Source organism: Roseococcus pinisoli, assembly GCF_018413645.1.
GTDB lineage: Bacteria > Pseudomonadota > Alphaproteobacteria > Acetobacterales > Acetobacteraceae > Roseococcus > Roseococcus pinisoli.
Window position 1 is genome coordinate 242,047 of record NZ_JAHCDA010000002.1, and the last position, 22,474, is coordinate 264,520.

General features: G+C 69.5%; 22 protein-coding genes. 6 read left to right on the top strand and 16 right to left on the bottom strand.

Annotated elements, in window-relative coordinates; genetic code table 11:
* Positions 1-6: 6 nt before the first annotated feature.
* Complete coding sequence (locus tag KHU32_RS09965) at positions 7-888, top strand: copper chaperone PCu(A)C (protein ID WP_213669952.1); 882 nt, start codon at positions 7-9, stop codon at positions 886-888.
* Positions 889-927: 39 nt separating this feature from the next.
* On the opposite strand, the gene KHU32_RS09970 is transcribed toward KHU32_RS09965, so the two are convergent.
* On the bottom strand, positions 928-2,067 hold the full coding sequence (locus KHU32_RS09970; protein WP_213669953.1) for an alpha-hydroxy acid oxidase: 1,140 nt from the start codon (positions 2,065-2,067) through the stop codon (positions 928-930).
* A 130-nt stretch (positions 2,068-2,197) separates the two neighbouring features.
* Here KHU32_RS09970 and KHU32_RS09975 point away from each other — a divergent pair, with 130 nt between their 5' ends.
* On the top strand, positions 2,198-4,444 hold the full coding sequence (locus KHU32_RS09975) for a TonB-dependent receptor (protein WP_213669954.1): 2,247 nt from the start codon (positions 2,198-2,200) through the stop codon (positions 4,442-4,444).
* 37 nt (positions 4,445-4,481) lie between these two features.
* On the opposite strand, the gene KHU32_RS09980 is transcribed toward KHU32_RS09975, so the two are convergent.
* The 4 genes from KHU32_RS09980 to queA are packed head-to-tail and all read right to left on the bottom strand — an operon-like array spanning position 4,482 to position 8,160.
* Positions 4,482-5,465 carry an NAD-dependent epimerase/dehydratase family protein gene (locus tag KHU32_RS09980; protein WP_213669955.1) on the bottom strand — a complete coding sequence of 328 codons (984 nt, stop codon included), beginning with the start codon at positions 5,463-5,465 and terminating at the stop codon, positions 4,482-4,484.
* A gap of 45 nt (positions 5,466-5,510) precedes the next feature.
* Complete coding sequence (queF, locus tag KHU32_RS09985) at positions 5,511-5,978, bottom strand: preQ(1) synthase (protein WP_213669956.1); 468 nt, start codon at positions 5,976-5,978, stop codon at positions 5,511-5,513.
* Entirely contained in the window at positions 5,975-7,093 is a 1,119-nt protein-coding gene (tgt, locus tag KHU32_RS09990) for a tRNA guanosine(34) transglycosylase Tgt (protein WP_213669957.1), read from the bottom strand. The genes queF and tgt overlap by 4 nt, the downstream gene beginning before the upstream one ends.
* On the bottom strand, positions 7,090-8,160 hold the full coding sequence (gene queA, locus KHU32_RS09995) for a tRNA preQ1(34) S-adenosylmethionine ribosyltransferase-isomerase QueA (protein WP_213669958.1): 1,071 nt from the start codon (positions 8,158-8,160) through the stop codon (positions 7,090-7,092). The genes tgt and queA overlap by 4 nt, the downstream gene beginning before the upstream one ends.
* A gap of 141 nt (positions 8,161-8,301) precedes the next feature.
* Between queA and KHU32_RS10000 the strand changes: the two genes are divergently transcribed.
* The 4 genes from KHU32_RS10000 (at position 8,302) to bcp (ending at position 10,373) form a co-directional block, all read left to right on the top strand.
* A complete protein-coding gene (locus KHU32_RS10000) occupies positions 8,302-8,724 on the top strand; it encodes a globin domain-containing protein (protein WP_213669959.1) in 423 nt (140 codons plus the stop codon).
* 92 nt (positions 8,725-8,816) lie between these two features.
* Positions 8,817-9,254 (top strand): hypothetical protein, encoded by a 438-nt coding sequence (locus KHU32_RS10005; protein ID WP_213669960.1) that lies wholly within the window; start codon positions 8,817-8,819, stop codon positions 9,252-9,254.
* 4 nt (positions 9,255-9,258) lie between these two features.
* The gene (locus KHU32_RS10010) at positions 9,259-9,897 is read left to right on the top strand and encodes an aspartate/glutamate racemase family protein (RefSeq protein WP_213669961.1); all 639 of its coding nucleotides are present in this window, start codon (positions 9,259-9,261) and stop codon (positions 9,895-9,897) included.
* Entirely contained in the window at positions 9,894-10,373 is a 480-nt protein-coding gene (gene bcp / locus KHU32_RS10015) for a thioredoxin-dependent thiol peroxidase (RefSeq protein WP_213669962.1), read from the top strand. Before KHU32_RS10010 ends, bcp begins: the two co-directional genes overlap by 4 nt.
* Positions 10,374-10,404: 31 nt before the next feature.
* Here bcp and KHU32_RS10020 read toward each other — a convergent pair whose 3' ends face one another.
* The 11 genes from KHU32_RS10020 to KHU32_RS10070 form a co-directional block, all read right to left on the bottom strand.
* On the bottom strand, positions 10,405-11,370 hold the full coding sequence (locus KHU32_RS10020; RefSeq protein WP_213669963.1) for a Bug family tripartite tricarboxylate transporter substrate binding protein: 966 nt from the start codon (positions 11,368-11,370) through the stop codon (positions 10,405-10,407).
* A 16-nt stretch (positions 11,371-11,386) separates the two neighbouring features.
* A complete protein-coding gene (locus tag KHU32_RS10025) occupies positions 11,387-12,553 on the bottom strand; it encodes an acyl-CoA dehydrogenase family protein (protein WP_213669964.1) in 1,167 nt (388 codons plus the stop codon).
* Positions 12,554-12,614: 61 nt separating this feature from the next.
* Positions 12,615-14,693 carry an acetate--CoA ligase family protein gene (locus tag KHU32_RS10030; RefSeq protein ID WP_213669965.1) on the bottom strand — a complete coding sequence of 693 codons (2,079 nt, stop codon included), beginning with the start codon at positions 14,691-14,693 and terminating at the stop codon, positions 12,615-12,617.
* A complete protein-coding gene (locus KHU32_RS10035) occupies positions 14,693-15,475 on the bottom strand; it encodes an enoyl-CoA hydratase/isomerase family protein (RefSeq protein WP_213669966.1) in 783 nt (260 codons plus the stop codon). The genes KHU32_RS10030 and KHU32_RS10035 overlap by 1 nt, the downstream gene beginning before the upstream one ends.
* Before the next feature lie 84 nt (positions 15,476-15,559).
* Positions 15,560-16,438 carry a transcriptional regulator GcvA gene (gene gcvA, locus KHU32_RS10040; RefSeq protein ID WP_213669967.1) on the bottom strand — a complete coding sequence of 293 codons (879 nt, stop codon included), beginning with the start codon at positions 16,436-16,438 and terminating at the stop codon, positions 15,560-15,562.
* A 20-nt stretch (positions 16,439-16,458) separates the two neighbouring features.
* Positions 16,459-16,746: a hypothetical protein gene (locus KHU32_RS10045; RefSeq protein WP_213669968.1), complete on the bottom strand. Its 288-nt coding sequence runs from the start codon at positions 16,744-16,746 to the stop codon at positions 16,459-16,461.
* An 86-nt stretch (positions 16,747-16,832) separates the two neighbouring features.
* The gene (locus tag KHU32_RS10050) at positions 16,833-17,528 is read right to left on the bottom strand and encodes an SCO family protein (RefSeq protein ID WP_213669969.1); all 696 of its coding nucleotides are present in this window, start codon (positions 17,526-17,528) and stop codon (positions 16,833-16,835) included.
* A 48-nt stretch (positions 17,529-17,576) separates the two neighbouring features.
* Positions 17,577-18,632 (bottom strand): ribonucleotide-diphosphate reductase subunit beta, encoded by a 1,056-nt coding sequence (locus tag KHU32_RS10055; protein WP_213669970.1) that lies wholly within the window; start codon positions 18,630-18,632, stop codon positions 17,577-17,579.
* Positions 18,633-18,796: 164 nt separating this feature from the next.
* Positions 18,797-20,647, bottom strand: a complete 1,851-nt coding sequence (locus KHU32_RS10060; protein WP_347265536.1) for a ribonucleoside-diphosphate reductase subunit alpha — start codon at positions 20,645-20,647, stop codon at positions 18,797-18,799.
* Positions 20,648-20,951: 304 nt separating this feature from the next.
* Entirely contained in the window at positions 20,952-21,632 is a 681-nt protein-coding gene (locus KHU32_RS10065; RefSeq protein ID WP_213669972.1) for a hypothetical protein, read from the bottom strand.
* Positions 21,633-21,725: 93 nt separating this feature from the next.
* Positions 21,726-22,457 carry a sulfite exporter TauE/SafE family protein gene (locus tag KHU32_RS10070; RefSeq protein ID WP_213669973.1) on the bottom strand — a complete coding sequence of 244 codons (732 nt, stop codon included), beginning with the start codon at positions 22,455-22,457 and terminating at the stop codon, positions 21,726-21,728.
* Positions 22,458-22,474 lie beyond the last annotated feature (17 nt).

Here is a 22,474-nt window from a genome sequence, read left to right on the forward strand (position 1 = left end):
CTCCCGATGAAAAAGCTTCTCGCGCTCCTCCTCGCCACGGCCTCGCCGGCCATGGCGCATGTCACGATCGATCCGACCGAGGCCTCGCCCGCCAGCTACACGCGGCTGGCCTTCCGCGTCGGCCACGGCTGCGGCGGCGCGGCGACGACCGCCATCGAGGTCGCGTTGCCCGAGGGCACGACCGTCGCGCGGCCCATGGCCAAGCCCGGCTGGGAGATCGCGGTCGAGCCCGGCGCCTCGATCGCCTGGCGCGGCGGCCCGCTGGCCGATGACCGCTACGACGAATTCGTCATGCTGGTCCGCACCCCCGCCCGCGGCGGCGAGGCCGTGGCCTTCCCGGTGACCCAGCGCTGCGGCGAGACCGTCGCCGCCTGGACGCAGGTGGCGGGCGAGGGCGAGGCGCGGCCGCGCTTCCCCGCGCCGCTGCTGCGCCTCGCCCAGGCTGCCGCTCCGACGCAGGGCCACGCGGCCCCGCAGACGCCGGCGGTCACCGCCGCCACGCTGTCGCTGGAGAATGGCTGGACCCGCGCGGCGGGGCAGGGGCGGCAGGGCGCCGGCTTCGTGACGATCCGCAATACCGGCACCGAGCCGGATCGTCTCGTCGCGGCGAGCAGCCCCGCCGCCTCGCGTGTCGAGCTGCATACCAGCCTGCGGGAGGGCGACGTGATGCGCATGCGCCCAGTCGAGACGATCGAGATCCCGGCCGGCGGCAGCGTCGCGCTGGCGCCCGGCGGATTCCACATGATGCTGCTGGGGCTGACGCGGTCGCTCGAGGTGGGGCAGGTGATCCCGCTCAGCCTTCGCTTCGAGCGCGCGGGCCAAGTGACGGTGAACCTCACCGTGCAGGCGGCCGGCGCGCGCGGCCCGGCACAGGGCCATCAGCACTAGGCTGGATACACTGGCCGGCTGATCACACCACGACCGTGATCAGCCGGTTTGAGACCGCTCCCAGATGATGGAGCGATCGATCGCGTCCAGGGTCGGGCAGCCGGTGAGGGTCATCGCGATCTCGAGCTCGGTGCGCAGGATCTTCACGACATGGGCGATCCCGACCGGGCCGCCCACCGCGAGGCCGTAAATGTAGGGGCGGCCGATGAGCACGGCCTTCGCGCCCAGGGCGAGCGCCTTGAGCGCGTCGCTGCCGCGTCGGATGCCGCCATCCATCAGGACCGGGATGCGCCCGGCCACCGCCTCGGCGACCCGGGGGAGCGCCTCGATGCTGGCGGGCGCCGTGTCCAGCGCGCGGCCGCCGTGGTTTGAGACGATCAGCCCGTCCAGGCCTTCGGCGACGGCGCGCGCGGCATCCGCCGGCGACATGATTCCCTTCAGCACGATCGGCAGCCGCGTGACGGTGCGCAGCCAGGCGATGTCCTTCCAGGTGGCGGCGCCGGCCAGGAGCCCGCGGAAAACCTCGCTCTCATGCGGCTCGGCGCGCGGCGGCGGCGGGGGCGTGAGGCCGCGGAGATTCGCCGCCTCAATGCCGGCCGGCAGGCGGAAACCCGCGCGCTGCTCGCGGTTGCGGAGCGTCACCGGCGCATCGACGGTCACCACCAGGGCACGGTAGCCGGCCTCTTCCGCGCGGCGTGCCAGCACGGCGGTGAAGGCACGGTCGTGCTGCATGTAGAGCTGGAACCAGAGCGGGGAGGTCGCCTGGCGGGCCACCTGTTCCAGCGTGACGCTGGCCTGCGTGCTCACGACCATGCCGGCGCGGATCGCGCTGGCGCCGAAGGCCGTGGCCAGTTCGCCGTCCGGATGGACCAGGCGGTGGAAGGCCACCGGCGCCAGCAGGAAGGGATGCTCGTATTCGTCGCCGAAGAGGCTGAGCCGGGTATGGGCCCCGCTCATCTCGGCGAGGACGCGGCCCTCCAGGCGAAGGCGGTCGAAGGCCTCCCGATTGGCGCGCAGCGTCAGCTCGTCCGCCGTGCCCGTGGAGATATAGGCCCAGGCGTTCTCGCCCATCCGCTCCCGTGCGAAGGCCTCGTAATCGGTGACGGTGAGGATTCCCGGGGGAATGGGGGGCGCCTGGAAAATCGTCTCATCTCCTTCAAAGGCCTCGGAAAATACCATGGCCATGGCGTTGCTAAAATGTCACGTGGGCGCTGCAAACATCACTAACTCGGGTAGCAAATCCCTCATCCGCGTTGTCGCGACATGAGAGTGAAACTAATAGGCGTTCGCAACATCCGAAGGGTTCGATATGTCGCGACGCGCCACCTTGCACAATTCAGTCTCGCAAGCTGCCTTCACCGCAAGCCTCGCCGTGGTCCTCACGACCGCTTTTCACGAGCAGGCGCATGCGCAGGCCGCTGTGGCCCCGGTCGTGGAGGCGCCGGCCGCGCTGACGCTGCCCACCGTGGATGTGCAAAGCCGCGTCGATCCTGCCAATACCCTGCAGCGCCCCACGGGCATCTCCCGCCTGCCGGGCACCGTCCAGGACACGCCGCAGGTCATCAACACCATCCCGCGCGAGGTGCTGGAGCAGCAGGGCGTGACCACGCTCGACCAGGCGCTGCGCAACGTGCCGGGCATCACCTCCTCGATCGGCGAGGGCAATGGCGGCGTCGCGGGCGACCAGTTCCGCATCCGCGGCTTCTCGGCGCAGAACGACGTCTACGTCGACGGTATGCGCGACTTCGGCTCCTACACGCGTGACGCCTTCAACTTCGACAGCGTGTCCGTCCTGAAGGGCCCCTCGGCCACGACCTTCGGGCAGCAGACGATCGGCGGCGCGATCAACATCCAGACCCGCACACCGTTCCTCGGCAATTCCATTAGCGGCACGATCTCGGGCGGCACCGATTCCTTCGTGCGCGGCAATGTCGATGTGAACCGCCGCCTCAACGACACGACGGCCGTCCGCCTCAACCTGATGGGCCACTACAACCGCGTCGCCGGCCGCGACCAGGTGGATTCCGGCCGCTGGGGCATCGCGCCCTCGATCGCCTTCGGCCTGGGCACGCCCACGACGCTGACCGTCGACTACATGCACTTCGAGGATCGCCGCACGCCCGACTACGGCGTGCCGGTCGTGCGCGCGCCGGGCCAGAGCGTCAGCCGCCCGGCCACGGAATACGGCCTGCGCCGCGGCAACTGGTACGGCATCAGCTCCGACCGCGACAACACCACGGTGGACCGCGTCACCGCCCGGCTGCGCCACGAATTCGCCGACTGGCTGACCCTGCACAACGACACGCGCGTGGGCTTCGCGACCCGCGACTTCGCCGCCTCGCCGCCGACCTGCGATGCGACCTGCACCAGCCTGTTCTTCGGCCCGAACCCGGGCCGGGCGCGCGTCGCCTACTCCGGCGGCGTCTCGCCCTTCCACCAGGAGACCTGGGGCGTCCAGAACCTGACGACGGCGGTCGCGCGCTTCCACACCGGGCCTTTCCGCCACGAGGCCACGCTCGGCTTCGACGCCTGGTTCCAGCATGACGAGCGCACCGGCTACGCCTACAGCGCCACGCGCTCCAACAGCCTGGTGAGCCCGACCCGGTCGAACGCGCTCTACCGCATCCTCGCCGGCAGCGGCGCCAATGTTCGCGAGACGCAGCAGCGCCACCTGGGCGGCTTCGTGACCGACCGTATGTGGTTCACGCCGGAGATCTCCGTCATCGGCGGCCTGCGCGTCAGCAACTACGACCTCAGCTACAAGACCTACGGCAACGGCGTGGCGACCACCGCCCTCGGCGCCAACCAGACCTTCGTCGATCCGCGCGCCAGCCTGGTCTGGGAGCCGACGCCCTCGCAGACCTACTACTTCTCCTATGCTTCCTCGACGACGCCGGCCGGCTCCTTCATCACGACCTTCCCGGCCGGCCTGACCGCGGCCACGCAATCCCTCGACCCGGAGCGCAACCGGATCTTCGAGCTCGGCGCCAAGTTCAGCCTGATGAACAACCGCCTCGGCCTCTACGGCTCGCTCTTCCGCATCGAGAAGGAGGGTGCCTATGTCACCGATCCGGTCTCGGGCGCGACCACCCAGTCGGGTGACTCGCAGCGCAACCAGGGCATCGAGCTCGGCGTGACCGGCCAGCTCACGCGCGACTGGAATCTGAGCGCCAACTACACCTACATGGACAGTGAGACGACGCGCTCCGCGACCGCGGCCAATCTCGGCCGTCGCGTGCAGTACGTGCCGCGCCACGCGGCGTCGGTCTGGTCGACCTACGAGGCCTTCCGCGACACGCCCTACCAGCTGACGGTGGGCGGCGGCGTGACCTGGCGCTCGATGGCCTATCTGAACGCCGACAACACCGCCTCGGTGCCGTCGAACTTCTCGCTCGATGCCATGCTCTCGCACAGCTTCGGCGAGCGGCGGCAGTGGCGCGTGGCGGTCAACGGCTACAACCTGACGAACGAGCTGAACTACGACAGCCTCTTCGGCACCCGCGCCAATCCCTCGGCCGGCCGGACGGTGATCTTCAGCCTCTCGGCGGCGTATTGATCGAAAAGGCGAGGGGGCTTTCCCCCTCGCCGCCCGCCTATCCGAAGTAGCGTCGCCACCAGGCGACGAAGCGGCCGAGCCCGGTTCGCAGATCCGTCACCGGCTCCCATCCGAAATCGCGCTTCATCGCCGAGACATCCGCGAAGGTGCCCGGCACGTCGCCCGGCTGCATCGGCAGCAGCACGCGCTCCGCTTTCACGCCCAGCGCCTCCTCGAGGAAGGCGACCATGTCCAGCAGCTGTTCCGGCCGGCTGTTGCCGATGTTGTAGGTCCGGTGAGTGCCGGCGGCGGGCGCGTGGTCCAGCGCGGCGAGGATGCCGGTCACGATGTCGTCCACATAGGTGAAGTCGCGCATCATCCGGCCCTCGTTGAAGAGCTTGATGGGCTGGCCCTTCAGCATCGCGTCGGTGAAAAGCCAATAGGCCATGTCCGGCCGGCCCCAGGGGCCATAGACCGTGAAGAAGCGCAGCCCCGTCTGCGGCAGGCCATAGAGGTCCGTGTAGGACTTGCTCATCATCTCGCCCGCCAGCTTGGTCGCGGCGTAGAGCGAGGCGGGACGCTCGGCGCGGTCGGTCTCGCGGAAGGGCTGGCCATCCTGGCGCGAGCCGTAGACCGAGCTGGTCGAGGCATAGACCGTGTGGCCGATCCGCCCCTCGCTGCGCCGCACGCCTTCCAGGATCGAGAGATGGCCGGTGACGTTGGCCGAGGTATAGGCGAAGGGCGCCTCGAGCGACCATCGCACGCCCGCCTGGGCGCCGAGATGCACTACGCGATCGATATCCGGCCGGGCCGCCATCAGACCGAGGACGCCCTCCGTATCGGCTAGGTCGAGGCGATGGAACTCGAAGGCGCCGGGCGCCGCCTGGCCGGTGAGGGCCTGGAGCCGCGCTTCCTTCAGCGCGGGGTCGTAATAGGGGTTGAGGTTGTCGAGACCGACGACCTCCTCCCCGCGGGCGAGCAAGGCTTGGCTGACATGCGCGCCGATGAAGCCGGCGGCCCCGGTGACCAGGACACGTCCCATTCGCTCACTTCCCTGCTTTCATGGCCAGCCGTGGGGCTGGCCGGCTCAACCCCGGCCGCGGTAGCCCGGCACGTCCTGCGGCGGGATCCACACGCCTTCGGGCGGCGTCCCGGTCTGGTAGAAGACGTCGATCGGAATGCCGCCGCGCGGGTACCAGTAGCCGCCGATGCGCAGCCAGGCCGGGTCCAGCAGCGTGACCAGCCGCCGCGCGATGTCCAGCGTGCAGGCCTCGTGGAAGGAGCCGTGGTTGCGGAAGCTGCCGAGGAAGAGCTTGAGGCTCTTGCTCTCCACGATCCAGGCGCCCGGCACGTAGTCGATCACGAGATGTGCGAAGTCCGGCTGGCCGGTCAGCGGGCAGAGCGAGGTGAATTCGGGTGCGGCGAAGCGGATGCAATAGGCGAGCTCGGCATGCGGGTTGGGCACGCGCTCCAGCACGGCCTGGTCCGGCGAGGCGGGCAGGGGCGTATGGGCACCCAGCTGCGTGAGGGCGCCGGTTTCGGTCTGCGTCGTCATGCCTCGTCTCCTGCGGCCCATCCGGCCTCGATCAATGCGGCCTCGGCCTCGAAGCGGCCTTCGAGGATGGCGTCGCGCATCCGCGCCATCAGGTCCTGATAGTACTGGATATTGTGCCAGGTCAGCAGGATCGGGCCGAGCATCTCGTCGCATTTCAGCAGGTGATGCAGATAGGCGCGGCTGTGCTTGCGGCAGGCGGGGCAGCCGCAATCGGGATCCAGCGGCCGGTCGTCCTCGGCGTGCCTGGCGTTGCGCAGGTTGATCTGGCCGCGCGCGGTATAGGCACGGCCCATCCGGCCGGAGCGCGTGGGGATCACGCAGTCGAACATGTCGACGCCGCGGCGCACGGCGCCCAGCAGGTCCGAGGGCTTGCCCACGCCCATGAGGTAGCGCGGATGGCTCGCGGGCAGCATGGGCACGGTGAAGTCGAGGGTGGAGAACATGGCCTCCTGCCCCTCGCCGACGGCCAGGCCGCCAATGGCATAGCCTTCGAAGCCGATGCCGGTCAGCGCCGCGGAGCTCTCGGCGCGAAGGTCCTCGAAGGTGCTGCCCTGCACGATGCCGAAGAGCCCGTGGCCGTCGCGCGGCTCGAAGCAGGTGCGGCAGCGCGCGGCCCAGCGCATGGAAAGGCGCATGGACTTGGCCGCCTCCTCATGCGTGGCGGGGAAGGGCGTGCATTCGTCGAAGCACATGGTGACGTCGGCACCGAGCAGGCGCTGGATCTCCACGCTGCGCTCGGGCGTGAGGCGGTGCTTGGAGCCATCCACATGCGATTGGAAGGTGACGCCGTCCTCGTCCATCTTCCGCAGTCCGGAGAGGCTCATCACCTGGAAACCGCCGGAATCCGTCAGAATCGGGCCTTTCCAGTCCATGAGGCGGTGCAGCCCGCCCAGGCGCGCGACGCGCTCGGCCCCGGGCCGCAGCATGAGGTGATAGGTATTGCCCAGCACCATCCGCGCGCCGGTCGAGCGCACGGCGTCGGCGGTCATGGCCTTCACCGTGCCGGCGGTGCCGACGGGCATGAAGACCGGCGTGGGCACCGTGCCGTGCGCCGTATGCAGCGTGCCGGCCCGGGCGCGCCCGTCGGTCTGCTGGAGTTTCCATTCGAGCGTCATGGGGCGAGATCCGCCTCCTCACGAAACAGCAGCGAGGCGTCGCCATAGGAGAAGAAGCGGTAGTCCTCGGCCAGGGCATGGGCATAGGCGCGCCGCATCCGCCGCGTTCCCGCGAAGGCGGAGACGAGCATGAGCAGGGTGGAGCGCGGCAGGTGGAAGTTGGTCATCAGCAGGTCGGCGGCCCGGAAGGGAAAGCCTGGCAGGATGTAGATGTCGGTGAGGCCGGAAAACAGCGGAATCGGCGCGCGGCGGTCTTCCACGCCGCGCGCGGCGGTCTCCAGCAGCCTCAGCGCCGTGGTGCCGCAGCACAGGATGCGCCGGCCCTCGGCGCGCGCCGCATTGATGGTGGCTGCCGCTTCGGCGCCGAGCTCGCCCCATTCGTGATGCATGACGTGGCGGCTCGGATCCTCCTCGCGCACCGGCAGGAAGGTGCCGGCGCCGACATGCAGCGTCACCGTGGCGCGCTGCACGCCGCGCGCCTCCAGCGCCGCGAGCAGCTCGGGCGTGAAGTGCAGGCTGGCGGTGGGCGCGGCGACGGCGCCGGGTCGCGCGGCGAAGACGGTCTGGTAGTCGGCGCGGTCCTCGCCGCGGGGGCCGGCCTCGCGCGTGATGTAGGGGGGCAGGGGAATCTCGCCTGCCTGCTCCAGCGCGGCCATGAGGCGGGCGGGGTCGTCGCCGAAATGCAGCCGCGCGCTGCCGCCCTCGAACTTCTCCAGCACCCGGGCGGTAAGCTCGGCGCCCTCGATGGAAATTTCGTCGCCGACGCGCAGGCGGCGCGCGTTGCGGATGAGGGCGTGCCAGCTGCCGTCGCCCTCGGCGCGGTTGAGCATGACCTCGATCCGCGCCTCGCCCCGCCGCGCGCGCAGGCGGGCCGGGATCACGCGCGTGTCGTTGACCACCATGACGTCGCCGGGCTGGAGCAGCGAGGGGAGGTCCCGCACGCCGCGATCCTCCAGCGCCTCGCCGCGCACGACGAGCAGGCGCGCCGCGTCGCGCGGACGGACGGGTTCCTGGGCGATCGACGCGTCCGGCAGGACGAAGTCGAAATCTCCGACGTGAAGGGGCATCCGGCGACCGATTAGACGGCCCCCAGGGCAGGCGCAACCTGCGGCCCGTGCGCGCAACGGACGCGACAATCCGTCCCGTCCCGCGGCGATCTCCTGCGACGCACCCCGGGGCAGGATCGGCCCGCTCCATGGAGGAGGGCGATGGACGAGACGAATCTGCGGCTGGTGCGCGAGAGCTTCCAGAAGGTGGCGGCCCTGGCGCGGCCGGCGGCGGTCCTGTTCTTCGGGCGGCTGTTCCGGATTGAGCCCGCCACGCGCACGGCGCTGGAGCGGGAGGATATGCGGGCGCAGGGCGCGCGCTTCATCGCCGCCCTCGGCTATGCGACCGCCATGCTCGACCGGCCCGACCGCCTGCTGCCCGTGGCGAGGGACCTGGCGCGCCGGCATGCGGCGAGGGGTCTGCGGCCCGAGCACTACCCCGCCTTGCGCGAGGCGCTGGACTGGATGCTGGAGGAATGCCTCGCCGAGGAGTTCCTGCCGCCGCTGCGCGCCGCCTGGCGGTGGGCCTTCGATCTCCTGGCCGAGGAGATGATCGCCGAGGCCTATCCGGACATGGCGGCCTGACCGCCGAGGGCACCGCCGGCCGGCCGCGATGTCGGGCCTGACGCGGGCCGCATGTCGGGCTACAAAGAGGGATGTTGTTGCCAGGAGCTCCCATGCTGCGCCGACGTTCGCTGCTTCCCCTCGTGTCGGGCCTGCTCGCCACCCCGGCCCTCGTGCGTGCCCAGACCCGCCAGGGACCTCCGCATGAGTGGATGTTCGGCGCCTGGACCGGCGGCATCTTCCCCGTGACCGAGACGGAAGGGCCGGCCTGCTTCGGCAACGTCTCCGTCATCGTGACGCGCGACATCGTGATGCGCGTCTCCAGCTTGGACGTGGCCTTCCGCCAGCGCGCGATCGAGACGGTGGCCGTCGCCCCCAATGGCCTCGAGTTCCGCTTCGTGCCGCTGCCCGGCCGTGGCGCGATCCCCGAGACCGGCTTCGGCTGCGACGGCAATCCCGACATCCTGCGCGTCGAGCGCCGCGGCGAGGACGAGGTGGTCTTCCCCAATTGCGGCGACTTCCCCGGGCCGCTGCGCCGGTGCAAGGGCTGATCCGATGGCCCGCATCACGCTGATCCACGCCCTGCGTCATTCCCCGCCGCCGATCGAGGCCGCCTTCGCGCGCCTCTGGCCGGGCAACACGCTGATGAATCTGATGGACGACAGCCTCTCGGCCGACCTCGCCCGCCAGGGGAAGCTGACGCCGGAGATGACCGAGCGCTTCCGTACCCTGGGCAACTACGCCAAGGGCACGGGCGCCGACGCCATCCTCTTCACCTGCTCGGCCTTCGGCCCCTGCATCGAGGCCGTCGCGGCCGACCACGCGCCGATGCCCGTGCTCAAGCCCAACGAGGCGATGATCGAGGAGATCGTGGCCTCGGGCGCGAAGAAGGTCGGCCTGCTGGTTACCTTCCAGGGCACCATCCCCTCCATGACGCCGGAATTCCCGGCAGGCATCGAGGTCGTGCCCTGCCTCGCCGAGGGCGCGCTGGCCGCGCTCGATGCCGGCGACGTCGCGACGCATGACCGCCTGGCCACGGAGGCCTCGCTGAAGCTCAAGGGCTGCGACGCCATCGCGCTCGGCCAGTTCAGCCTGGCGCATGTGGCGTCGATGGTCGCCGGGGCGACCGGCCTGCCGGTCTTCTCGACGCCCGACAGCGCCGTGCGCAAGCTGAAGCGGCTGCTGGCCCCATGAGCGGGGCGGGCGGGCCCGCCCTCGGTGAGGAGGCGCCGGGCTTCACGCTCGCCGCCTCCGGCGGGCGGACGGTCAGCTCGGCCTCGCTGAAGGGCGAGCCCTACCTGCTCTACTTCTATCCGAAGGCGAGCACGCCGGGCTGCACGACCCAGGCCTGCGGCATCCAGGAGGCCCTGCCGGCCCTAGGCAAGACGGGCCTCACCGTCATCGGCGTCAGCCCCGACGCCATGCCGGCGATCGAGAAGTTCGCGAAGAAGTACGACCTGACCTTCCCGCTCGCGAGCGATCCCGAGCACCAGCTGGCCGAAGCCTATGGCACCTGGGTCGAGAAGCAGTTCATGGGCCGGAAGTACATGGGCTTCGAGCGCTCGAGCTTCCTGGTCGACAGGAACGGCAAGGTCGCGGCGATCTGGCGCAAGGTGAAGCCGGGCGAGCATGCCGCCCAGGTGCTGGAGGCGGCCAGGGCGCTTCCCTGACGGGAGGGCGCCCCGGCGGCGGCGTCGGGTCCTACTGGGCCAGCAGGCCCAGCCGGCCCAGCACCGAGCGGTTGAGCGCAACGGTGCGCTCGACGCTCGCGGCATAATCCTCGGGCCCGAGATACTCGACGTCCATGTCGGCCGCCGCGAGCACGGCCAGATGCGCGGGATCCGTCAGGGCCCGGCGGAAGGCGTCGTGCAGCGTGGCGATGATCGGGGCAGGCACGCCCTTCGGCGCGGCGAAGCCATAGGCGCCGGTCTGCACGATATCCACGCCGAGCTCCTTCAGCGTCGGCACCTCGGGGAAGGCCGGGAGGCGTTGCGCGGCCCAGACGCAGAGCGCGCGCATCTGACCCTGGCGAACGAACTCCGCCCAGCCGCTGCCGGACATGGCCGTCACGGTGCCGCTGAGGACGGCGGTGGGTGATTCGGTGCCGCCCCGGAAGGGGATATTGGTGAGCTGCACGCCGAAATGCTCGGCGATGCGCTCCGTCGTGAGGTGCGGCACGCCGCCGACGCTCGTGGTCGCGTAGCTGACCTCGCCGGGATGGGTGCGCGCGAATTCGATCAGCTCGGCCAGCGTCTGGAACGGGCTATCCGACCGTACGGCGATGCCGAAGACATAGCCGGTGATCTGGATGATCCAGCTGAAGTCGCGCAGCGGGTCATAGGGCGGGTTGCGCGTGGTCAGCGGGTAGCTGAACACGTTGGAAGGCATCTGGCTCAGCAGATGCCCATCCGCCGCGCGGTCATTCGCCAGCGCGATGGCGCCGAGGATGGCGCTGGAGCCCGAGCGGTTCTCGATCACGATGGGCTGGCCCAGATGCTGGGAGGCGGCGTGGCAGAGCGCGCGCATCTGCAGATCCGTCCCGCCGCCGGGGGCGAAGGGGATGATCATGCGGATGGGCCGGTTGGGAAAGCGCGGCTGGGCGTGCACCGCGGGCGCGGCGCAGAGCCCCGCGCCCAGGGCGGGCAGAAAACGGCGGGAGAAGGTCATTCCAGATTCCGCCGGATCAGTTGTACTGCTTGAGGGTGCGGCGGGCGATCGCCATGCGATGCACCTCGGAGGGGCCTTCGTAGATCCGCATCACGCGCACCTGCTGCGCCATCAGCTGCAGCGGCAGCTCGCGCGTCATGCCCATGGCGCCGAAGGCCTGCATGGCGTGGTCCACGATCTCGGTCGCCATCTCGGTGGCGAAGACCTTGATCATCGAGGCCTCGTTGCGCACGTCGCCGCCGGCATCCAGCGTCGCGGCCCCCGCCTGCACCATCAGCCGGCAGGCGTGGATCTTGGTGGCGGCATCGGCGATCCACCACTGGATCGCCTGCCGCTCGGAGAGCGGCACGCCGAAGGTGCTGCGCTGTTTCACCTGCACGCACATCATCTGCAGCGCGCGCTCGGAGATGCCGATGCAGCGCGCGCCGAGCTCCAGCCGGCGCACGTTCAGGCGCAGCTGCATGGGCTCGTAGCCCTGGCCCACCTGGCCCAGCACGTTGCGGTTGGGAACGCGGCAATCCTCGAAGACCAGCTCGTAGGTGCGGCGGCCGCCGATCATCTTGATCTGCCGCTCGATGAGGAAGCCGGGCGTGCCCTTGTCGACGAGGAAGGCCGTCACGCCGTCCGCGCGCTTGCCGGGGCTGGTGCGCGCCATGACGATCAGGAAGTCCGAAGCCGGCACGCGGCTCACCCAGATCTTGCGGCCGTTGATCACCCAGTCGTCGCCATCCTGCACGGCCTTGGTCAGCATGCCGGCCGGGTCGCCGCCGGCGCCAGGCTCGGAGATGGCAATGCAGGACTTCTTCTCGCCCGCCGCATAGGGGGCGAGGTAGTGCTCGCGCTGATAGTCGTCGGCGACCGCCAGCATCATGTGCAGGTTCGGGCTGTCGGGCGGGAAGAGGAAGGGCGTGCAGGTGCGGCCCAGCTCCTCCTGCACGAGGATGAGCGCCGAGCTCGGCATATTCGCGCCGCCCAGGTCTTCCGGCACGTCGAGGCCCCAGAGGCCCAGCTCCTTGCAGCGGGCGTGGAGCGGTTCTTCCTCCTCGGGCGTGAGGCTGAGCGCGCCGCCCTCCGCCTCGCGCGCCAGGACGGCGGGCTCCAGCGGCATGAGCTCGCGGTCGACGAACTTGCGCACCAGCTCCTGGAGCATGCGGTGCTCTTCGGGGATCTCGATCAGCGCCATGGGTGGTTTCCTCCAGAGCGGGATGAGCCGAGGCACATCCCGCGATCAAACGAAAATGACGTCAGCGCGGCACCAGGAGCCCGTCGACGGCAACGGCGCCCTGGCCCTCGGCCCGGATGATGAGGGGGTTGATCTCGGCCTCCTGGACGGGGCGGCCGGGGAGCGTGGCCAGCAGCGAGAGCGAGCGGATGGCGCGCGCCAGGGCGTCCACGTCGCCACGCGGCAGGCCGCGGAAGCCCTGGATCAGCTTCAATTCCGGCAGCTCGGCAATCATGGCCCGTGCCTCGTCGAGGCCCACGGGCGCGAGGCGCACGGAGAAGCTGCGCTTCAGCTCGGCCATCACGCCGCCCATGCCGAGCAGGATGATGGGGCCGACCTCGGCATCCTCGCGATAGCCAAGGATGACTTCCTGCAGGCCGCGATGCATCGGCGCCACCAGCACGCCGTCGATCCGCGCCTGCGGAAAGCCCTCGCGCGCCTTGGCGAGAAGCTCGGCCACGGTGGCGCGGATGGCGTCCCGGCCCTCGATATTGAGGCGCACGAGGCCCGCATCCGTCTTGTGCAGGATGTCGGGCGAAAGGAGCTTCACCGCCACGGGGCCGGCGAAGTCGCCCACCTCGTCGGGGGTGGCGACCACGGCGGCGCCCGGCGGCTCGATGCCGAGGGTCGCGAAGACCGCGCAGGCTTCCAGCTCGTTGAGCGCGCCCGGCGGGGCGTCGGCCAGCTTTCGGGCGGCGGCGTCCGTCTCGCCCGGCGTGAGATCCGCGCCCAGATCACGAGGGGCGCGCCAGGAAAGGTAGGTGTGGACCGCGTCGGCGCAGGATTCCGGCGTGCGGAAGGCGGCGATGCCGGCCTCGTCCATCCGGCGCAGCGTCTCGTCGGCCTGGGGCGCGGCGAAGACGGCCAACGGCCGGGGCGAGGGCAGGGCGGGCGCGATATGCGCGATCGCGCGCGCGGCATCGGTGCGCGCGCCGGAGCCGAGCACGGCCACCACCGCATCGCTGTGGTCCGACGCCACGAGTTCACGCAGCACGAGGCTGAAGCGCTCGGGGCCCGACATGCCCATGGGCAGGTCGATCAGCGGCGCGTCGGAGACCTCGATGGTCTTTTCGGCGAGGCGCGCGCGCATGTCCTCGGGCGGGGGCAGCAGCTCGTCGCCCATCAGGCCGAGGCGGTCGATCACCATCGCCGCGCCGCCGCCCGTGGCGGTGAGGGCGGAGAGGCGGCGCCCGCGCGGCGGCCGGTGGCCGAGGATGAGGCGCGGCAGCTCCACCAGCGCCTCCAGCGTCTCGACGCGCAAGATGCCGTGGTCGCGGAAGAAGGCAGATGCCAGTTCGTCGCCGCCCACCATGGCGCCGGTATGTGAGAGGGCGAGGCGGCGGCCCAGCTCCGAACGACCAAGCTTGTAGGCGATGATGGGCTTGCCGAGTTCATGGGCGCGGCGGGCGGCGGCGGCCAGGCGGTCGGCATCGCGGAAGGTCTCGAGGAAGAGCAGGACCATCCGCGTCTCGGGGTCCTCGACCAGCAGCTCGGTCAGCTCGCCGACGCCGAGGTCGCATTCGTTGCCGACCGAGACCATGCGCGAGAAGCCGAGCCCGCGCGCGGCCGCGCGGGAGAAGAGCGCGCCCATCATGCTGCCGCTCTGCGACACCATGCCAAGCCAGCCGGGCTTCAGCTCCTCAGCCTCGATCGCGACGTTCAGCGTGAGCGCGAGCCGGTCCGGCACGCTGAGCAGGCCGAGGCAGTTGGGCCCGACCAGCCGCAGCCCGCCGGCCCGCGCCGTCTCGACGATCCGGCGCTGCAGGACCGCTCCTTCCTCCCCTGCCTCGGCGAAGCCCGCGCTGAAGATGGTGGCGACCTTCACGCCGATCTCGCAGCAGCCTTCGACGGCCTTCAGCACCGCGGAGGAGGGCACCATGATGAAGGCATGGTCGATCGCGTCGCCCGCCTCGCGGATATCGGCGACGGCGGGCAGGCCCATGACCTCGCTGCGGCCCGGATTCACCGGGACGATGCGGCCCTTGAAGCCCTCGCGCAGCAGCAGCCGCTGGGCGCGGGAATTATTCTTCGCCGGATCGGCGGAGGCGCCGACCAGTGCTACGCCGCGCGGCGCGAAGAGCGCCTGGGAAAGATCGGTCATCAGGTCCCGGAGAAGTTCGGGTTGCGGCGCTCGGCCATGGCCTTCACGCCTTCCTTGAAGTCATTGGTCTCGCGCAGCCAGGTCTGCTGGGCGAGCTCATGCGCCGTCGCGCGCTCATAGGCTTCGGCCAGCCCGTCGCGCAGCGTGGCGCGCGTGGCGGTGATGGCGAGCGGCGCGCTGCCGGCGATCTCGGCCGCCAGCGCATGGGCGGCGGACAGCACCTGATCCTGCGGAACGAGCTGGTCGGCGAGGCCCATGGCCAGCGCCTCCTCGCCCGTGAAGCGGCGGCCCGTATAGAAGAGCAGCGCCGTCTTCTGCGCGCCGATCAGCCGGGGCAGGGAGGCGGTCAGGCCGAAGCCGGGATGATAGCCGAGCCGGGTGAAGTTCGCGCTGAAGCGGGCCTCGGCACAGGCGACGCGGAAATCCGCGACGACCGCGAGGCCGAGGCCGGCGCCCACCGCGGCGCCCTGGACGGCGGCCACGATGGGCTTCTTCGTCCGCAGCAGGCGCGCGCCCTCGGTATAGATGGTCCGGCCGGAAGCATTGGCGTCGCCCGCCTTGCGGTCGCGCTGGGAGAAATCGGCGCCCGCGCAGAAATGCTTGCCCTCGCCAGCGAGGACCACGGCGCGGCAGGCCGGGTCGGCGTCCAGGGCCTCCAGCGCATCGGCGATCTGCGCGGTCAGCGCTAGGTCGATGAAGTTGTTGGGCGGGCGGCAGAGCCAAACCGTGGCGACGTGGCCGTCGGTCTCCACGCGCACCTCGGACGGGCCGGCTTCGGTCATGAGAATTCCTCCTGCCCCTCCCTGGCAGCGGGAGGGGGCCGAGGCAACTTCCTTATGCGAAGGATGTCATTCCAAAAGGGAATGTCAGCCTTCGGCCGCCTCGCGCTCCAGCCAGTCGAGGAAGGCGCGCAGCCGATGGTCGGGCGGCTGACGGGCGGGCCAGACCGCGTAATGGGCGAGGGGGCGCGCCAGCGGCTCGAAGAGCGGCACCAGGACGCCCGAGGCGATCTCCTGCCGCAGCAGCGGCAGCTGGCCCATGGCGATGCCGAGCCCCTCCATCGCCGCCTGATAGGCCAGCACCGAGCCCGGCAGCACCATGCCGCCGGCCGCGATGTCGGGCCCGCCGGCGGCGCTGAGCCAGTCCTGCCAGTCGTTGCGGCGGTACTTCGTGTGCAGCAGCGTGCAGCGCGCGAGGTCGGCGATGGCGCGGGGCGCGCTGCGGCGGCGCAACAACTTCGGACTGCAGACGGGCTGGATGACGTCGGCGATGAGCCGGCGCTCGCCAAGCCCCGGCCAGTTGCCGGCCCCGAACTGGATCGCGACGTCCACATCCTCGCGGCTGAAGTCGATGGGCGCGATGCCGGTGCTCAGCACCACCTCGGTGCCCGGATGGGCCTCGTGGAAGCGGGGCAAGCGCGGCAGCAGCCAGCGCGTGGCGAAGGTGCTGTAGGAGCGAAGGCGGATCGGTCGGTGATCGGCGGCCGCGAGCAGCCGCTGCGTGGCACCCGCGATGCGCAGGAAGGCCGGCGAGATTTCCGCGTGATAGGCGCGGCCCTCCGCCGTCAGGCTGATGCCGTGGCGGTCGCGCCGGAAGAGGCGCTTGCGGAGGAAGCCTTCCAGCACCGCCACCTGGCGGCTGACTGCGGATTGCGTGACCTGCAGTTCCTCCGCGGCGCGGGTGAAGCTGCCGTGGCGGGCCGCCGCTTCAAAGGCATGGAGGGGGTTGAGGGGCGGAAGGCGCAAGTTTCCTCCGCGCGAAGCCGCTACTGCTCCGCGGCCGCCTCGGGATGCCGGAGGTGCCACAGCCGCTCATGGGCGGCGACCAGTGTCTCTATATTGCGACGACGGTTGATATCCGGCGACACGGGGCGCCGAGTCAGCATCATTTCCAGCACGCGAAGCAGCTGCTCCGCGACCTCGAAATCGCCCTGGTCGCAGGCCTGATGGAAGGCGACCAGGATCTTGTCCGAGAGGCGGCGGCCCTGGCGCGGCGGAGGGCCAACACGGATGGCGTCGCCGCCGCCGTCGGCGCGGTCTTCGTCATCAGCCATTCGCTACTCCTTCGACACCGGCCCGGCCGACTCGGCAATCCTGACCGGGACGGTTTATGCGCCGAATCTCAGCGCTTCGCCAAGAGTCACGATCCCTGACGCACTGTCCCGCGAATCTGACCCTGCACGGCGGTCGCGATCTGTTCCGGCGTCATCTCCGGGCGGAACAGGGACCGCACGCGGCCATCGGGGCCGACCAGATAGATGAAGCTGGAGTGGTCCATCAGGTAGTCGGTCATCTCCGGCCGCTGGACCCGGGCGTAATAGACCCGGTAGCGCCGCGCCACGGCCGAGATCTGCTCCGGCGTGCCGGTCAGGCCCTGCATGCGGGGATGGAAGCGCGAGACGTAGTCGGCCATGGCCGCGACGGTGTCACGCTCGGGATCGATGGTGATGAGCATGGGCGTCACCGCCTCGCCCTCGGCGCCCATCGCGTCCAGGGCGGAGGCCATGGTGCCGAGCTCGGTCGGGCAGACGTCGGGGCAATAGGTGAAGCCGAAATAGACGAGGAGCCAGCGGCCGGCATAGTCGCGGTCGGTGACGGCCTTGCCGGTCTGGTCGGTCAGTTCGAAGGGGCCGCCCAGCGAAATGCCGCCGGGCATCTGCAGCCCGCCACCGGTGGCGGCGGGAACCGTGGCGTCCCGCCCGAAGACGCTGGCGAGGCGGGAGCCGAAGGCCTCGCCCAATGTCTCCTCCGGGGCTTTGGTGACCCAGGCGTAGCCCCAGATTCCCGCGACCAGCACGAGAAGGAGCAGGGAGGATATCCGAATGATGCGCAGCATGACGGGAGGGACTTACGCCTCCCGCCCTGCCGCTTCAATGCCGGGCCTTCAGTGGCGGTCCGACAGGTCGATCGCGCCCTCGGGCTGCGGCGAGGAGAAAGTGCCGTCCGCGAAGGCGTCTTCCCACGAACCTTCCGTCGAGGCCTTGGAATATTCGGTGGAGCGGTTCTCGAAGAAGTTCGTGTGCTCGATCGCGTTCAGCATGTCGTCGAGCCAGGGCAGCGGGTTCTTCTCGATGTTGTAGAGGGGATCGAGGCCCAGCTGCTGCAGGCGGCGGTCGGCGATGAAGCGGATGTACTGCTTGGTCTCCTCCGCATTGAGGCCCTGCACCGCGCCCATGCTGAAGGCGAGATCGATGAAGGCGTCCTCGTGATCCACGATGGTCGCGCAGATAAGGTAGAGGTCCCGGCGCAGCTCCTCGGTCCAGATCTCCGGATTCTCCTGCACGAAGGTGCGGAAGAGGCGGATGACGGAGAGGCAGTGCAGCGTCTCGTCGCGCACCGACCAGGTCACGATCTGCCCCATGCCCTTCATCTTGTTGAAGCGCGGGAAGTTCATGAGGATGGCGAAGGAGGCGAAGAGCTGCAGGCCCTCGGTGAAGGCGCCGAAGGCGGCGAGCGTCTTGGCGATCTCGGTCTTGTTCTCGACCGAGAAGCCCTGCATGTAGTCGTACTTCTCCTTCATTTCCTTGTACTTGAGGAAAGCGGAGTATTCGAGCTCGGGCATGCCGATGGTATCGAGCAGGTGCGAATAGGCGGCGATGTGCACCGTCTCAATATTCGAGAAGGCCGACAGCATCATGAGCACTTCCGTCGGCTTGAAGACCTGGGAGTAGTGCTTCATGTAGCAGTTGTTCACCTCGACGTCGGCCTGGGTGAAGAAGCGGAAGATCTGCGTGACGAGGTTGCGCTCGCCCTCCGTCAGGTTCTTCTGCCAATCCTTCACGTCATCCGCCATCGGGACTTCTTCGGGCAGCCAATGAACGCGCTGCTGCATCAGCCAGGCGTCATAGGCCCAAGGGTAGCGAAAGGGCTTGTAGACCGGGTTGGCCGTCAGCAGGTCGAACTTGACCGGGGTTTCGTCGGGGGAGGTGCCGTCGGACATCGGGAGGAGCCTCTGATTGCGGATGAGCGGGCCAGGGGCGATCGCCCCATGGCTCCCAGCGGGAGGTATTCGCTTCCCGCGGTTCGTCGAACGCCGCCCCCAAGGGGGCGCCGGCGTGTCGATAAGATGGCTGCGTCGGGCCCTCGCGGGCCCTCAGCGTCGGGTTACTGGCAGGCCAGGCATTCCTCGTAATTGGTCGAGGCCGGCGCAATCGGGGCCACCAGCGGCAGGGGCAGCTGCTCCTCCGCGAAGCCCAGCTTCGGCTGAACGGCCACCTTCTCGCTGATCGCATCGGCGCGCGCCATGGAAAGCGAGCGGCAGTAGTAGAGGCTCTTCATGCCCTTCTTCCACGCGGCCATGTGGATCTGGTGCAGGTCGCGCTTATGGACGTTCGCCGGCAGGAACAGGTTCACCGACTGGGACTGGCAGATGAAGGGCGTGCGGTCTGCCGAATGCTCGATCACCCAGCGTTGGTCCAGCTCGAAGGCCGTCTTGAAGGTGGCACGCTCCTGGTCGTCCAGGAATTCGAGATGCTGCACCGAGCCCTTGCGGACGGTGATCGAGTTCCAGGTGTCCTCGTCGTCGCGGCCATGCTTCGCCAGCACCCGCTGGAGATACGGGTTGCGCACGATGTAGGAGCCGGAGAGCGTCTTGTGGTTGTAGACGTTCGCCGCGATCGGCTCGACGCCCGGCGAGGCGCCGCCGCAGATGATGGAGATGGACGCCGTCGGCGCGATCGCCATCTTGTTCGAGAAGCGCTCCATGAAGCCGTATTCGGCGGCGTCCGGGCAGGGGCCGCGCTCCTCCGCCAGCATCCGCGAGGCTGCATCGGCCTGCTCGCGGATGTGCTTGAACATCTTCTTGTTCCACACCTTCGCGATGACGCTCTCGAAGGGCACGTTCATGCCCTGCAGGAAGCTGTGGAAGCCCATCACGCCGAGGCCGACCGAGCGCTCGCGCATCGCCGAGTAGCGCGCGCGGGCCATGCTGTCGGGCGCGGTGTCGATGAAGTTCTGGAGCACGTTGTCCAGGAAGCGCATCACATCGGGAATGAAGAGCGGATCGTCCTTCCACTCCGTCCAGTTCTCGAGGTTGAGCGAGGAGAGGCAGCACACGGCCGTCCGCTGCTCGCCATGCTGGTCGAGGCCGGTGGGAAGGGTGATCTCGCTGCACAGGTTCGAGGTCTTCACCTCGAGGCCCGCGAGCTTGTGGTGCTCTGGCCGCGCGTTGTTCACGTGGTCGGAATAGATGATGTAGGGCTCGCCGGTCTCGATGCGCGCGGTCAGTAGCCGGATCCAGAGCGAGCGGGCCGAGAGGGTGCGCACGATGGCGCCGTCCTTCGGCGAGGTCAGGGCCCAGGTGTCGTCGGCCTCGACGGCGCGCATGAAGGCGTCGCTCAGCAGGATGCCGTGATGGAGGTTGAGCGCCTTGCGGTTCGGGTCGCCGCCGGTCGGCCGGCGGATGTCGATGAACTCCTCGATCTCGGGATGGCTGATCGGGAGGTAGACGGCGGCCGAGCCGCGGCGCAGCGAGCCCTGGCTGATGGCGAGGGTAAGGCTGTCCATGACGCGGATGAAGGGAACGATGCCGGAGGTCTTGCCGTTCTGGCCGACCTTCTCGCCGAGGGAGCGGAGGTTGCCCCAGTAGGAGCCGATGCCGCCGCCCTTCGAGGCGAGCCAGACATTCTCGTTCCAGAGACCGACGATGGATTCGAGGCTGTCATTGGCCTCGTTGAGGAAGCAGCTGATGGGCAGGCCGCGGGTGGTGCCGCCGTTGGACAGCACGGGGGTGGCGGGCATGAACCAGAGCTTGCTGATATAGTCGTAGAGTCGCTGCGAATGCGCTGCATCGTCGCCATAGGCCGAAGCGACCCGCGCAAAGAGGTCCTGGTAGCTTTCTCCGGGCAGGAGATAGCGGTCGTCGAGCGTCGCGCGCCCGAAGTCAGTCAGCCTGGAATCGCGGCTGCGATCCACCTGCACCTGGTGATGGCCCTGAAGCTGAACTGCGTCGAACACGGTCTCTAATCCCCTCATTCCCCGGCCGGGACCATGCCTGATTCGACCCGGACTATCAACGTCCCGCGCTATATATGGGGAGGAGGCTCTCCGATGCACACAATATGGAGTGGTTGGCCGAAGTTTAACGAAGGCTTAGGCGCACTGCCGTTGTTCTGATTTTGTTCACGTACGCGCGACTCTGTCCAGTAGCAAATCTGCTGTGTCGCCCCCGCCACATGACAAGTCCGGAACGAAGGGATTCGCGAGGCGCCGGCTCATCACGAATCGGCATGTTGGCGAGCGGATGGCCGGCCCCACCGCCTCAGGCGAAGGTGGGAATCGCCGCCAGGGGCCGCGCCCGCTCGGCGCGCGGGTCGTCGGCCGCTGAATCGAGCCGCGATCGCTGCGCGGCGGCCCGGGCGATCAGCACCTTGGCGCCCAGCAGGCGCGGGCTGTCCTCGCCGGTCAGCAGCACCGCCGGCCCGCCATCCGCGCCATGCTCCGCGAGAAGATCGCCGGCGCGCCGCGTGGCCGCTTCTGCCGCCGCGACCAGCACCGGGTTGGAGGCAGCGCAGAGATCCGCGGCGTTATGCAGGCCCACCTCGCGCAGGATGGTCTCGACGACGGCGGCGTCGCCGGTGTCCCTCCCGTTCACGAAACGGGCGATCTGCAGGGCATGCAGGGCGGCCATCTGCCGATCGGGCCGGGTCCGCGCCACGGCGATGATCGCGAGCGTCGCCGGCCAGGCGTCCAGCCAGGCCGTGCCGCCATTCAGCAGGCAGCGATAGGCGCGAGTGAAGGGCTGGCCCGTATGCTTCGCCACCAGGCGGTCCGTCTCCCAGATGAGCCCGGAGAACTCGCCCTCGACGCGCGGAACCTCGGCCGTCCGCCCCATCGGAAGCAGCTCGACGCCGAAGCCATCGGCGCGCATCCGGTCTAGGACCGGCACGGCGCCGTAGCACCAGCCGCAGAGCGGGTCGAAGATGAAGTGGGCGATGGTCATGCGGATCCGATGGCGCCTGCGCGGCCGCCAGAGATACTGCGAGGGCATCGAAAAAATCTACGCCAAAAGCGCACGCGCTGCCGCGAGAGCGCGTCAGACCAGCAGCGAGAGGCCCGAGACGAAGAGCAGGCCCACCAGCACCAGGCGGAAGCCCTGGGCCGGGATGACATGGAATGCCTTGAGGCCGAGCCAGGTGCCGAGCAGCAGCGCCGGCAGGCCGGTCAGCAGCATCCAGCCCGTCTCCTTCGTGACGAAGCCCCCGAAGGCGAGACTCGCCGCGGTGAAGACCTGCATGGTCGCCACGAAGGGCTGTATCCGGGCGCGCGTGATCTCCTTGGAGAGGCCCTGGAGGTCGCTCCACATGGCGGGCAGAGCGCCGGAGAAGCCGCCGATGCCGCCCAGGATGCCGGAGAAGAAGCCCACCACCTTGTCGACCAAGGGGTTCGGCCCGAGCTGGCGAGGCTTGATGCGCAGCGCCATGCGCGCCAGCGCGTAGCCGCCATAGCCGGTGAGCAGCACGCCCACGATCACCCCCACCTGCCGCGGATCGGCCACGCGCAGGATGAGGACGCCGAGCGGCAGGCCCAGCAGCCCCGCGACGATCGGGGGCAGCAGCGGCCGCCACTGGACCTCGCGCAGGACCGTCGGCAGGCTGACGGACTGCACCACGAGGCTGCCCAGCACGATCACCGGCGCCAGCTCCTGCGGCGAGATGAAATGGAACAGGATGGCCGCTGCAACCAGGTTGAAGGCGAAGCCCGCCAGCCCGGAGCAGAAGGAGGCGATGAGGAGCCCCAGGGGCAGAATGAGGAGCTCGGCTGACATCTGACTTTCCGTTGGCG